12 protein-coding genes are annotated in these 13,710 nt (G+C 31.1%); 10 read left to right on the plus strand and 2 right to left on the minus strand.

Annotated features, from left to right (window positions below; translation table 11 throughout):
- Positions 1–401: 401 nt before the first annotated feature.
- The 4 genes from M3225_RS27325 (at position 402) to M3225_RS27340 (ending at position 6,871) form a co-directional block, all read left to right on the plus strand.
- Positions 402–1,796: a replication initiation protein gene (locus M3225_RS27325; RefSeq protein WP_251400344.1), complete on the plus strand. Its 1,395-nt coding sequence runs from the start codon at positions 402–404 to the stop codon at positions 1,794–1,796.
- A 169-nt stretch (positions 1,797–1,965) separates the two neighbouring features.
- The gene (locus M3225_RS27330) at positions 1,966–2,907 is read left to right on the plus strand and encodes a tyrosine-type recombinase/integrase (RefSeq protein ID WP_251400394.1); all 942 of its coding nucleotides are present in this window, start codon (positions 1,966–1,968) and stop codon (positions 2,905–2,907) included.
- 1,202 nt (positions 2,908–4,109) lie between these two features.
- A complete protein-coding gene (locus tag M3225_RS27335) occupies positions 4,110–4,685 on the plus strand; it encodes a MerR family transcriptional regulator (protein WP_251400346.1) in 576 nt (191 codons plus the stop codon).
- A gap of 902 nt (positions 4,686–5,587) precedes the next feature.
- The gene (locus M3225_RS27340) at positions 5,588–6,871 is read left to right on the plus strand and encodes a glycosyltransferase family 2 protein (RefSeq protein ID WP_251400348.1); all 1,284 of its coding nucleotides are present in this window, start codon (positions 5,588–5,590) and stop codon (positions 6,869–6,871) included.
- Here the strand turns inward: M3225_RS27340 and M3225_RS27345 are convergent, their stop codons facing one another.
- Both M3225_RS27345 and M3225_RS27350 read right to left on the minus strand, forming a co-directional pair.
- Positions 6,872–7,081, minus strand: a complete 210-nt coding sequence (locus M3225_RS27345; protein ID WP_251400350.1) for a hypothetical protein — start codon at positions 7,079–7,081, stop codon at positions 6,872–6,874.
- Positions 7,082–7,339, minus strand: a complete 258-nt coding sequence (locus M3225_RS27350) for a DUF2642 domain-containing protein (RefSeq protein ID WP_251400352.1) — start codon at positions 7,337–7,339, stop codon at positions 7,082–7,084. It lies immediately after the preceding gene.
- 406 nt (positions 7,340–7,745) lie between these two features.
- Between M3225_RS27350 and wecB the strand changes: the two genes are divergently transcribed.
- The 6 genes from wecB to M3225_RS27380 all read left to right on the plus strand — a co-directional run bounded on the left by wecB (position 7,746) and on the right by M3225_RS27380 (position 13,659).
- Positions 7,746–8,837 (plus strand): non-hydrolyzing UDP-N-acetylglucosamine 2-epimerase, encoded by a 1,092-nt coding sequence (gene wecB, locus M3225_RS27355; protein ID WP_251400354.1) that lies wholly within the window; start codon positions 7,746–7,748, stop codon positions 8,835–8,837.
- Positions 8,830–9,816 (plus strand): polysaccharide biosynthesis protein, encoded by a 987-nt coding sequence (locus tag M3225_RS27360; protein ID WP_251400355.1) that lies wholly within the window; start codon positions 8,830–8,832, stop codon positions 9,814–9,816. Before wecB ends, M3225_RS27360 begins: the two co-directional genes overlap by 8 nt.
- Positions 9,817–10,644, plus strand: a complete 828-nt coding sequence (locus M3225_RS27365) for a dTDP-4-dehydrorhamnose reductase family protein (protein ID WP_251400357.1) — start codon at positions 9,817–9,819, stop codon at positions 10,642–10,644.
- A complete protein-coding gene (locus M3225_RS27370; protein WP_251400359.1) occupies positions 10,641–11,549 on the plus strand; it encodes an NAD-dependent epimerase/dehydratase family protein in 909 nt (302 codons plus the stop codon). The genes M3225_RS27365 and M3225_RS27370 overlap by 4 nt, the downstream gene beginning before the upstream one ends.
- Before the next feature lie 49 nt (positions 11,550–11,598).
- A complete protein-coding gene (locus M3225_RS27375) occupies positions 11,599–12,816 on the plus strand; it encodes a glycosyltransferase (protein WP_251400362.1) in 1,218 nt (405 codons plus the stop codon).
- Positions 12,817–12,900: 84 nt separating this feature from the next.
- Positions 12,901–13,659, plus strand: coding sequence for a sulfotransferase domain-containing protein (locus tag M3225_RS27380; RefSeq protein WP_251400364.1), 759 nt, complete (start codon positions 12,901–12,903; stop codon positions 13,657–13,659).
- Positions 13,660–13,710 lie beyond the last annotated feature (51 nt).

Consider the following 13,710-nt stretch of genomic DNA (forward strand, 5'->3'; position numbering starts at 1 on the left):
TTGCGCGAACTATCACTAATTTTGCGTAAAACTATCACTAATTTTGCGTAAAACTATCACTAATTTTGCGCGAACTATCACTAATTTTGCGCATTTTCCTATATACGTTCATAAGTATCACCAATTTTGCGTCAGAAATGTAGATGAGGTGTAAGTATCACTAATTTTGCGTTAGAAATGTAGACGAGGTGTAAATATCACCAATTTTGTGCATGAAACTCAAGGGTTAAGGTAATAAATTATGACTAATTGATGTTTCAAGGACCAAAAGATTTCATGAAGTATCACTAATTTTGCGCGATATTTAAATTTCAAGGAAATGCAGCTTTTTAACGTGGCAATTTACACAGTATCACTTTTATGATATTTTAGTGATAGTTTAGAAAAATATGGGGGATTTTATGAAGAAATCGAATGTAGTTCAACCATATGATCTGGAAAGCATAAACATCAAAAATTGGGTAACAAAATCAAACATCCTCATTGAGAGTACATATAAACTGTCTTTACAGGAACAAAGAATCCTTTTGATTATGGCATCTAAAGTTCAACCTAATGATGAAACTTTAAAGACATATAGATTTCGAGCTAAAGATTTTATTGAAATCGTAGGAAACAAGAAAGGTACAGGTTTTTACTCATACTTAAAAGAAATCGTGAATGGTCTTCAAACAAAAATTCTTACGATAAAAGAAAAAGGCAGACAAAGAAATTACAACTGGGTAATTACGTCTATCTACGAAGAAAATGAAGGCTATATAACATTACAATTTCATCCTAGCTTAAAGTATCTGTTTTTAGAGCTTAAAGAAAAATTTACATCGTATCAATTAGAGAATGTAGTGAGACTCAATTCGGTCTATTCAATTCGTATTTATGAGTTGCTCAAGCAATATGAACGTCTGCGAAAAAGAGAGCTAACTCTGGAAGAACTACGTCATTTTTTAGCTATTGAACCTACTAAGTATAAACAGTATGGCCATTTTAAAAGTAAAGTACTAGCAGTAGCTCAAAAAGAAATCAATAATAAAACGGATATTCATTTTGAGTTTGTTGAAATAAAAACAGGAAGGAAAGTAACCTCTATAGAATTTATCATAACTGGTTCGTCTGCATTGAATGGCGGTAGCCCTTCTAAAGAGAAAAATCCTAAGGTAGAACAATCATCATTAGATTTAGTAACCAACGAAAAAGATAATAGTTTGGAGCCTGATTTAGTGAGATTGGGCGTTAAGTCCGAAAAAATTGAGTGGGTTTTATCAGAATTTACAAAAGAACAGGTTGAAAGAAATATAAAATACACGCAAGAGCGTTTAATTATTGGAGATATCGCTCATCCACATTCCTATGTAATAAAGGCCATCCAAAAAGATTATGCGAAACTTTCACAAGAATCAAAGATTAATAAACCTAAAAAGTCCATAAGAAAAGAATTAGTCCCAGATTTTATAAAAAAGGTTAAGGACAAACAACAGATTTTTGAGAATTCTACATCACAGGAAAAACAGAAATTATTCTTTGAAAAAAATGGAACTCAAAAAGATTTTGAAGAAACACTTATCCAGATTCAAGAATTAAAAAAGAAGTTAGTTTTAAATTCAAAAGAACCAAGCAAAGAAGAAATAGAAAAAGCCCACGAATTAGCAGTGCAGGAAGTCCTTCGAAATATGAAAGAGGACTTAAAAAACCGTAAAGAAATAGGTCTTGAACCGAGATTGATAGATGAATTTAAAAATAAAGAACTAAAGAAGATTTATAAAATCTTTTTACAGAGCCAAATTTCAAGCGATGTTTAAAGATAATACTTTTTTATTAACACGCCTTCTATGGTGTGTTTTTTGTGTATAAAATTTTTGTCTGTTAGGTAAATTTAATATACAATATTTCTAGAGAGATAGGTCTTGGGAGATTTTGTTATTTATTTTTATATTTTCTAACAGTATATTAAATTTACCTAGAATGGATGTGTCTTATTTGAAGATTCCTATTATTGTTCAGAGTTTTCTTGTCCATTTGCCTGAATCAGGAAAAAAGAGTTCCACAATTTCTATGTATACTCACGATTTGAAGAAGTTTTTTGAATGGTTAAATCTTCATCATTCTCATATAGCAACAGAAACCTTGCCAGAGGGCAAAGAAGTGTACGAAGAATACTTTACCTATCTAAAAGAAAAAAACTCCTCTGAAGCGAATTTGAAACGTATAGCTTCACACTTAAATGGTTTGTTAAGATATTACAACCTCACGGACCAGATTGGGATACTCAAGGCTACAACTAAAAAGCAGAGGGATTTAACTGACAGCGATTTTATTAATGAAAACGATGCCCTTGCGCTTTTGAAGTCTGTTATAAGTCATAAACATCTAACAGATACACAATTACAGATACATGAATATATAGCTTCTCGTAATTATTCAATATTAATTCTTATGCTTCATTACGGTCTTACGATTAATGAAGTTGTATCCTTAAATATAAAGGATATTAACTTTAGTCAAAATACATTAACTATTCTAACTAATAAAGGAAGCCGCCTTTTAGAGCTTTCTAAAGAAGATAAAAAGGTCATATATAATTACTTTTTAGCAATACCTCCACTATTTAGGCCTAAGGATTATACCGACGATCCTTTATTTATTTCTTTTCACCCTCAAAAGATGGTTTATTGGTATGATTACAACTTAAATAAACCTAAAAGGATTAGTTTAATTGGTGTAAAACGTATGATTGAAAAAGAAGTTAAACGCTCAGGCATAAAAGCTAGGGTGAGATCTACCCATTTTCGGAACAGTTGTATACTAAAAAAGATTTGTGAAGGTCATTCAAATGAAAACATTATTTACTACTTTGGTTTATCTAGCCGCCATGCTTTATATCGTTATAAGAGATACCTAAAGACAAAATAAGTAAAGGTATCTTGTTATCCTTTAATAAGTTGAACTTACCTTATGCATAAAATTTTATTATATCAATGGTTAAAGTTACTAAGTTCAACTTGTGTTACTTTTGAATTTTAATTAATTCTAGAAAAAAGCAACAAGTTCAATTTAAGTTAAACTTGTTGCTTTTAAATAGCGGCCGCCGTTTTTATTAAAGAGTAAAATATTATGTTATGAGTCCAATGAAATTTCATAGCTCTAAGGAATATTAGCAATATAACATATATAAAAACGCAATCCGAATAATCATTATCCTAGAATTTAAACAGAATTCCTATTCTCGATTTAAAGCTCGATGAACTACGTTCTAGAATTAGGTATATCCCTTTATTATCAAGGGTTTAGACTGATCTAGATTTATTTACTACGATCCAAAAAATTGAAGAAAATCTAATGAATTAATTAGAATATAGAGTTCTTTAAAACGTGTAAGTTCGCTCTTGTATCAAAAATAAAGCTCTCCAGAAAAAACTAGTTATTAAGTGATACAAATGTTTCATTTCTTATGTCTTGCAATGTGCCATGTTTCTATAAGAACACGATTGGCTTATTTTTTATAGAATTACTTACTAGACGGTTTAAAGTGATTAACCTCTACGCTAAAATAAATAAGAGTAGTGTATTGATTATGAAACTGGAATTAAAACTAGTATAAGTACCTTCTAAAATTACTAAATGTCTTTTTGTTCCAAGAGTTATAGAAACTCTAGATTTCTTCATAAATTAATGGAAGAACAAAAAAAGAAGCTTCTATGATTGAGTTCACCACTCCTTATGTAATATATATTCTCTTACATACAATCAAACAGACTAAAGGATTAATTAACAAAACTAGACTTATAACTATAGTATTTATAAAATATAAAAATTCCAGAAAAGAGTTTTTAAGTTAAATATATAACTTATTGAAGTGCAACATAAATATTTCACCTCTTGAAAAGTTCATAATTTTATCTAGAATTGAAAAGAAGAGGATCTAAAAACATTTCAGAGAAGATTAAAAACTTTAAATGTTAAAAGGAATATTCATCTATTACTAGAATTTAACTAGAAACAAAAACCTTGATTAATATCTGGTGTAACTAGGTTCTAGAATCACCATGAATCCCTTTATAATAACCTTACATACCATCTAGATTTTTTATATAGAAAGGAGAATTCTAGAAAAAATGTCTAAAAACTTAGATGATGAAATTGTTTACACCTTAAAAGACACAGTTCAGCTAACTGGCTTAAGTGTTGACTTAATTCGCTTATATGAGAAAGAATTTAATCTCCAGATTCAACGAACTGAAGGAGGCCATCGAAGATACAATAAACAAAACATCGATTTATTAATTGAAATTAAGAAACGAATCCAAGAACAAAACTGGAGCTATAAGATGATAAACCAATGGATTCAGGGAGAAATTGTACCAGAAGCAGTTGAGGTTCAATCAAACTTTGAGAAAAAAGTAGAATCTCTTGAAGAAAAAGTTCAAGAATTACTTAATCGCTCTGAAAAAGACGAGCAATTTCAGCTTGCACTTATACAACGACTAGACGAACAAGGAAAGCTTATAAAGCAACTTACGGAAAAGCTGGACCATCAAGACAAATACATTGAAAACAACCTAGAAAAACGAGATGAGAAATTGACTAGTGCAATACGTGAAATTAGCGATACAAAAAAACTTATAGCGGCCGCACAGGAGAATCTGGAATCAAAACCAAAAGGGTTCTGGACCAAGCTTTTTGGAAAGTGAGAAATCATAACTACTTTCCACTTGACTTTTTAAACATTTTTTCTTTTTTATTCAAATGATATTTTTTACAGCTCATTCTTTACTATAGGTAGTCATAAACCTTGTAATAGTTATAATTTATTTTTGATGGCACATCGAACATTTAAACAAGTAGGGAACTAATTTAAAATTTCACATTAAAACAAGCTCTTAATAGAATCTAATAAGAGCTTGTTTTTTTCTAGTGGCCTCCATTGAAAAAATTCTTTTATAAAAAGGTATTACATTTTCTCCTTCAATTTTAAGTTTGAGGTTTAAATGAATAAACCAAAATTATAATGATACGGTCTAAATTTTTATTTAGAAAAGATACTGCTAATACTAATTTTAATAATGCTTAATTTTATTTTCTATAGAAGAATTTTTTATAAATACACTTATAGCTTTAATATCATGTCTTCCAGTTACCGAAGGGAGAATATCATTCCTCACACAATTAATAAAATTCAGTAATTCCTAGCAGTTCATTATATGATATTTCAATAGTTTCTATAATCGGTATTTCTTCAGACATAAGACTAATAAGAGAAGGTCTTGCAAAACAATCAACAGTGTTAAATCGCCCCGAAAAAAAGGTAAGCGTATCCCTTGTTACACACCCCAAAAAAATTAAAACATTATTCATTTTGATTACTTCCAACTCCCTTTTCTTTTAATTTGTTGCATGTTTAAATTGTGAAAAATAGAAATGAATTCTCTCTTTATGAGAAGAAAAATTTAAACCATCTCCCCTTTGATAAATCTTGATAATAATTATATTTATGTGTTTTCAAAATATAAAAACCTACGTCTAATTTACTAAAAATATGACTAGACATGTATAAGGAAAGTTAATTATTTTTATATATAATGGAGGAAAACTAATGAAAAATATTCACGTTCTTCTACTTAACTACTCCAATTCAATTACTTTAAGGAAAGCCTTAAATTCGCTGAATTTTATTCATCACCATGTGAGGGACATTACTGTTCTAAAGGAAAATAATTCATCCTTAAAACCCGATATTTCCACTATTAATCAAGAAATTAAATATATAACATTGCTCCAGAATGACTTAGGAAAGACGCTAAATGAATATATTCAAAAATTATCCTATGATTATGTTTTATTTCTTTATAACCAAGATTACTTGAACGCAAATATAAAAGATGTAAGGTTGCAATTATATGATAATCAGTATGTAATAGCCTATCCCTATACAATTAAAGACAAAGTTATCCAACGTCCTTTTTTAATAAAGACTTCTTTTCTAAAACAAACTAATTTCTTTTTAAAGTATCAGACTCCATTTAAAGAAGCTATATTATCAGCGTGGCTTTCAAGGCTTAAAAAATCATATATTGTAAATGAAAGCGGGAATTTTATAAATCAAACAATCAAAGATAGTACCACAAGTACTCTCGAAAAACTGAATTTTATAGAAAAATACCAGCGGGACTTAGAACAGGGGATAAATACTCCTTCAATTTCAGTTATTATTTCCAATTACAATATGGTTAAATATGTAGGCACAGCTATTAGTTCATGTCTTTTACAAAACAACCCACCAGAGAAAATATTGGTAATTGACGATGGTTCAACTGATAATTCCTATAAGGAACTAGAAAGATGGAGAGAACACCCGCAATTTAGGCTCTTAAAAAAAGAAAATAGAGGCAAAGCCAGATCGCTAAATGATCTATTACCGTATGTAGAGACAGATTTTGTAGTAGAATTAGATGCTGACGATTGGTTTGATCCTGATGCCTTTTCAATTATTAGAAAACATTTGAGAACTGTATTGAATGATGTTGCTGTTCTTTATGGAAACTTAAGAACTTGGAAACAAACACCTTCGGGCGGTGTAAAATATAAAGGGGTAAAGAAGGGGAAACCAATTGGTAATAAAAGCGAATTACTTTCTTATCGATTTCCTTTAGGTCCCCGTATTTATCGTACTTCTTCTTTAAAGAAAAATAATGGATTTCCAATAACTGCGTACGAAAATGGACGAATGTATGAGGATGTTAGCATATTAAATGCATTATTAAAAGAACACCGTTTGTTATACGAAGATTTTACTGTTTATAACGTTAGAGAACACGATTTAAGCATTACAAAAAAAAAGCAGTTCAATTGGAACAATTTTATAAAATACCTAGAATAACTAAACCGTTTGAGGAAATCTTATAGAATTAATAAATTGAAAGTTGATATTGACTTCAACACCTGGATTGTACCCAGAAGTATCAGATACTATAACAAGGTCACCTGCAGCTGATAAGAGAATACCTTCAATCAAACGGTCATCAAGAGCGATTTCAACACTTGAACCAATGTGTCTTTCTAATTCATTTATTAAATTAGTTCTAAACATCTAATTACCTCCCTCTTGAAGTTCTATAACTGTTTCAATCTTAACAGTCCTTATAAAAACTAACGAACCGTCACTCTCTATCAAAACAACATAATCTGATTGAACAGAATTTAAAATTCCTGTATATTTCTCAAAAGGTGTTGAAATTTCGACTTGTTTATTTATTAAATCGCGCAATAGAAGTTTAAGGCTAAATCTTGATAATAGTGAAAGACTATTACTAGATGTAACTTGATTTGTTAAATCTTTAGGTTCCAACAGTATCATCCTTTCATAAAATATCGTTTTTTCCTGTCTATGTCTTTAAAATATGTTTATCCAGCTCTTGGGGTGCTCAGCATTTTAATTATTTTAGTTACAAATACGCATTAGACATAGTTAAATATAGAGGAGAAAAAGAGTTCTGATGCAAAAAATACACCCTGAAAATATAGAATATCAGCTTTCTTTAAATTTCTACCTTATGAAGACAACACAAACAGTTTATTTTCTAAATTGTCAGTTTGCCTACACGTTTTTCAAAAGTGTTAATTTGTTGTTTTTGCTAAAGGGCGTTTTTTATGAAGAAATTTAATAGGTAGCCTATAGCAATAAAGGAATAAAAGCATAGTTTAGTAAATAAGGGGTTAAATGAAAAACTATGTTTAAGTAAGGGGTGTAGAGAATGAAAGTTATGACTATTTTGGGTACAAGACCTGAAATTATACGCTTGAGCCTTATTATTAAGAAGTTAGATGATTATGCTGAACAACATATTTTAGTGCATACAGGACAAAATTTTACTTCTTCGTTAAGTGAGGTGTTTTTTCAGGAATTAAAGATTCGGAAACCCGACTATGTATTATTAAACCAACAGCATACATTGGGAGAGCAATTATCGAAAATATATGAAGGTTTAGAGAAAATTATTTTAACAGAGAAGCCGGACAAAATTTTAGTATTAGGGGATACTAACAGCGGTTTGAGTGCAATTTTAGCCGAAAGAATGGGTATTCCAGTTGTTCATATGGAGGCTGGAAACCGATGTTTTGATTTAGAAGTACCGGAGGAAAAAAATCGCCGAGTTATTGATGCAATTTCAAGTTTTAATCTCCCCTATACTCCCCAAAGTAAAGAGAACTTAATTAATGAAGGTGTTCCACGAGATCGGATTATTGTGTCTGGAAATCCCATTTATGAAGTTTTAGCACATTACAAAGTTGAAATTGAACAAAGCGAAATCCTCAGAAAATTAATGTTGGAAAAGGACGACTATTTTTTAGTTACAGCTCATCGTGCCGAAAATGTTGACCATGAAAATCGTTTAGCAGAGATTATTAAAGGAGTTAACATGATTGCTGAGGTCTATCAAAAAAGAGTCATTTGCAGTATACATCCACGAACTAGATCTCGCATAGAACGTAGTTCAACAATAGACATTCATCCATTAGTTGAGTTTTATGAGCCATTTGGCTTTTTTAATTTTATCAAACTCGAGAAAAATGCTTACTGTGTTCTAACGGATAGTGGGACAGTTCAAGAAGAATGTTGTTTGTTTTACGTTCCAACTGTTACAATTCGCAAAACAACGGAAAGACCCGAAACAATAGAATGCGGAAGTAACATGTTATCGGGAATAGATGCTAGCCAAATAGTAAACTGCGTTAAAGTAATGGTCAATCAGCAAAAAAACTGGTCCTACCCCGAAGGATACGACCATAAAAACGTATCAGATAAGGTAATTAAAGTAATATTAGGAGGACTTAAAGTTGTTTAATAATCAGACTATTTTAGTGACAGGTGGTACAGGTTCATGGGGATATGAATTGGTTAGACAACTATTAGAATCTAACCCGAAAGAAATTCGTATTTTTTCGAGAAATGAGTCAAATCAATTTACAATGAAACAAGAATTTGATAATAATCCAAAATTGCATTTCACTATTGGAGATATCAAAGAGAGAGATTCATTAATTGAAGCGTGTCAGGGTGTTGATTATATTTTTCATTTGGCAGCTTTAAAGCATGTTCCAGTATGTGAAGATCAACCAATTGAAGCATTAAAAACAAATGTCGCTGGGACACAGAATGTGATAGATGCGGCTATAAGCTGTAATGTGCATAGAGTTGTTTATATTTCTACGGATAAAGCCGCAAATCCTTCAAATTTCTATGGATTATCAAAGGCAATGGGAGAAAGGCTAATTATCCACGCAAATACATTAAACACGAAAACAAGATTCGTATGTATACGTGGGGGGAATGTTTTAGGAACAAACGGTAGCGTCATCCATGTATTTAAAAAACAAATTCAAGAAAAGGGTAAAATTGGTATAACCGACCTGGATATGACTCGTTTTTTTTTAACACTTGAAGATGCTATTAAACTCGTATTCAAGGCAACTTTTGAGAGTATCGGTGGAGAAATTTTTGTTATGAAAATGCCCACATGTAAAATTTATGATCTTGCCCAAGTATTAATAGAAGCTTCTACGAAAGAAAAGGTTAAAGTAGAAATACTTGGTATTCGTCCTGGAGAAAAAATCCACGAACTGCTTCTTTCAGAATATGAAAGTACAACGACAATTGCTTATGATGATGAATATTTTGTTATTCTTCCCCCTATCCATATTGAGGGACTTAAGGAACATTATTCAAAGTATAAGCCTGTAAATTTAGTAAATTATAATTCCAGTAAAGAATTAATGGATAAAGACGAAATTAAAGAAATGTTAAAGAAAGGCAGGTTTATTTAAATGAAAGTACTAATCCTTGGCGGAAAAGGAATGGCCGGTCATATGATAACATCTTATTTTCAACAAAAGCCTCAGTATACTGTGTTCTACACATCAAGGGATCCAGATGATAAGAATGGTATTTATGTAGATGTAACCAGTTCAACAAACCTAGAAGAAATCATAGAATCTATAAAGCCGAATATTATAATTAACTGTGTTGGTATTTTAAATGAGCATGCCAGTAACAATAATAAGCTAGCTTTTCAGGTAAATAGTCTATTACCACATCAGTTAGTTAAATTAACCGAACGTTACCAAGGGAAATTAATTCACATTAGTACAGACTGTGTTTTTTCAGGAATAAAGGGTGATTACACAGAAAACGATACTCCAGATGGAACTTCCATTTATGCTCAATCTAAACAACTAGGTGAAATTATAAGTCATAAACATTTAACCATTCGTACATCGATTATTGGTCCAGAGCTAAAAGAAGATGGAATTGGTTTATTTCTATGGTTTATGAAACAAAAAGGAAAAATAAAAGGATATGAAAAAGTATTATGGAACGGTGTAACGACCCTGGAATTAGCTAAAGCCATTGAAGCAATGATTAAGCAAGATATTAACGGGTTATATCATCTAAGCCTAGAGAAGAAAGTATCGAAGTTTGAACTATTAAAGTTGATGCAAGAAATTTTCGAGAAAACGGATATTGTAATTATTCCTGATTCACATATTGTACTTGATCGAACCATTAAAAGTACAAGGGTCGATTTCAAATATGAGCTCCCTACTTATGAACAAATGTTAAGAGAATTGAAAGATTGGATGGAGCCTAAATGAACTCGTTACCGAAATTGTTAATCACGGGGGCAAGCGGGTTCACTGGCCAACATGCATGCATTCACTTTTTGAAAGCAGGGTTTGATATAACTGCAGTAACGAGAAACAACAACTTTAATGACCAAATCAAAATAGAGTATTGTGATCTCACAGATAAAGAGGCTGTAAAAAAATTAGTTAAAAAGGTTAAACCTCAATATCTTCTTCATTTAGCAGGACAAAACCACGTAGGGCAATCATGGCTTGATCCCCTTTCTTCATTAGAAGCAAATTTTATGTCAACACTGTATCTAATTGAAGTACTTCGCCAAGAAAATCCAGATTGTAAAATTATTATAGTCGGTTCAGCTCTGCAGTTTGACCCTAAAGATATTTCTACTCTTAAACATCCCTATAGCTTAAGTAAAACTTTTCAAGTTCTAATCGCTCAATCATGGGAAATTCTATATAACATGGATATTGTAATTGCTAAACCTTCAAATTTAGTAGGACCAGGTCTATCAAACGGTGTTTGTTCCATATTTGCAGAAAAAATAGTTGAGATGGAGAAAAATAAATGTCAAAAAGTTCTTGAGGTGAATAACCTACATGCACAACGTGATTTCGTAGATGTACGGGATGTTATTCGTGCATATGAAATTCTTTTTAAAAAAGGTAAATCAGGAGAAGTCTATGAGGTTGCTTCCGGAAAAAGTCATTCTCTTGAGGAAGTTACCAATCAATTTAGGCATTTGACCGATGTAGATTTTAAAATTAATTCTCAAGTGAATAACCACCATGAAGAAAGTTTTGAAATTAATTGTTTGAAAATACAAAATTTAGGCTGGAAGCCGCGTATATCTTTAGAATCGTCATTAAGTGATATCGTTACGTTTTACCGTAATAATGTAATGAATACAAGCTGAGTAAACGTATAAGTAGTAAACAAAATCTTCAAATAGAAGAGGGGATGTTATGAGAGATGTAGGAATCGTTATGCCTGTATACAAACAAGATCCTGATTATCTAGAACTGGCATTAAGATCAGTTCTAGAACAAACATATAGGCAGTACCATTTCATTATTGTATCAGACGGCGCTCCAGAAGAAACAAATAATGTGATTAAAAAGGTAGTAGGAGAAGACCCACGAGTGCATATTATCTTAAAAGAAAAGAATGAGGGAGTAGCTAAAACTCTAAATATTGGTTTTAATTATTTAATGGATATTAAAGAAGTAAGGTATTTCACATGGGTTTCCAGTGATAATTACTACTTTCCAAATTTCATAGAAAAATTAAGAGACGCATTAGAAGATTCTCCTAGTAATGTGGGGTTATCATTTAGTAGTTTTGTACATGTGGATTCAAATCGGGTTCCATTAGAAGGACCTGAGTACAAAGATTTTCATAAATATCAAGATCAGCCTAAAGAAAATTTACTCGATACATGTTTTATTGGTGTAGCCTTTATGTATAAAAAACAGATGGCTGCAATGATTGAAGGATATCGATTGGAGCCCATAGAGGATTATGACTATTGGGTACGTTTAACAGAACATTGTGAAATTGTCTATGTACCTTACGTATTAATGGAATACCGAACTAATTCTCCCCAGAGTATATCTGCACAATTAAAAAATTCAAAATTGAGGCATAGACAATGGAGATACGCTTTTAATTTGGCAAAACAAGAAGCAAGAAATCGAAGAGGTATTCCATTTGAATTAACCGTAATTTACCCCGTGAAAGATGGTTCAGAACAAACAATTGAAAAATTAGAAGAATTATTTGAACAATATTTTAGCAATTATAAAGTAATTATTGTGGATACAAGTTCAAATAAATCTGGAATTAATATTCTTCAACATATTGAAGATCCACGAGTGAAGTTTTTGGAGGCTCCAGGTGTAACTGAAAGGGAGGCAATTCTTATAGGAATGGAGGAAGCTGATACCCCATTTACAATAATTTATGGAAAAGGGAATTTTCCTTCAACAACTTATATCTTACAGAGTGCAATGTTATACCTAACTCAATTAATAAAAAAGAAAAATGAACACCAGATCGTTGCTATAGTAGATAATTTTAATGGACAAATTACAAGTCGGGGAAGAGTTTCAGAAGACCCGGTTTTTGGAGACATCTATTTTACTGAAAAACTAAGAAACATCTTAAAATTAAATAAAGGTTAGATATATTTAAGGGCTATCGATTAAGATTTATAGATTACTAAGAAACTCTAAAAACTTTTTAAATAGGAAGCAAGGTGAGTATTTTTGCCTAAAATTTTAGTTAATTCAGTACCCAAAAGTGGCACAAACTTATTAATGCAAATTATAAAGGGAATTCCGGGAATATATAATGAGCAACATATTTCTTATGATGGACACCGTTTTCGAGAAATACTAGACATAAAACCAAACCAAGTGGTCAGTGCTCATACTCCTTATAATTTATCATTTTCAAAAGAATTAAAAAAGCATGATATCAAGCAAGTTTTTATTTATCGGGATTTAAGAGATGTTTCTGTTTCACTTGTACATTTTATTAATAATAAATTGCCTGAGCACCCTTTGTTTCCAGTCTTCAGAAACAGATTAGTAACATTTGAAGAGCAATTAAATGCGTTAATCTTAGGTATTGATTTTGAAGGAGAAGAAAAAAATCATCAATCAGGAATACAACGTTATCCGGGAATCTATGAGGAATTTCGCAGGATATACGAATGGAGAAAAGATTTGACGATATGTAGTTTACGTTATGAAGATCTAATTGGGGACGAAATAACAAAGGATCGAACATTAATGAGAATTATTGCTTATTTATGGGAGGATTTAGACACATTAAAGATAGAGAAGTTAGAACTATTAAATTTAATAAAGAATAATATAAAGCCAAAAGATTCTTGGACATTTCGGAAAGGGAAAAGAGGCAGTTGGATAGAGGAATTTACAGAGTCCAATAAACTTAATTTCAAGAAGATGATGGGAACGTTCTTAATTGAACTTGGTTATGAGAAAGATACTAACTGGTAAACTTGAAAAAAAAACGGATCAAGATATTGATTAATCAATATCTTGATCCGT

The organism is Priestia aryabhattai (assembly GCF_023715685.1).
GTDB classification, from domain to species: Bacteria; Bacillota; Bacilli; order Bacillales; family Bacillaceae_H; genus Priestia; species Priestia aryabhattai_B.

Coding starts and splice junctions, on each gene's coding strand:
- M3225_RS27325 (WP_251400344.1), top strand. CDS start 402: ATGAAGAAATCGAATGTAGTTCAACCATATGATCTGGAAAGCATAAAC.
- M3225_RS27335 (WP_251400346.1), top strand. CDS start 4,110: ATGTCTAAAAACTTAGATGATGAAATTGTTTACACCTTAAAAGACACA.
- M3225_RS27340 (WP_251400348.1), top strand. CDS start 5,588: ATGAAAAATATTCACGTTCTTCTACTTAACTACTCCAATTCAATTACT.
- M3225_RS27345 (WP_251400350.1), bottom strand. CDS start 7,081: ATGTTTAGAACTAATTTAATAAATGAATTAGAAAGACACATTGGTTCA.
- wecB (WP_251400354.1), top strand. CDS start 7,746: ATGAAAGTTATGACTATTTTGGGTACAAGACCTGAAATTATACGCTTG.
- M3225_RS27365 (WP_251400357.1), top strand. CDS start 9,817: ATGAAAGTACTAATCCTTGGCGGAAAAGGAATGGCCGGTCATATGATA.
- M3225_RS27370 (WP_251400359.1), top strand. CDS start 10,641: ATGAACTCGTTACCGAAATTGTTAATCACGGGGGCAAGCGGGTTCACT.
- M3225_RS27375 (WP_251400362.1), top strand. CDS start 11,599: ATGAGAGATGTAGGAATCGTTATGCCTGTATACAAACAAGATCCTGAT.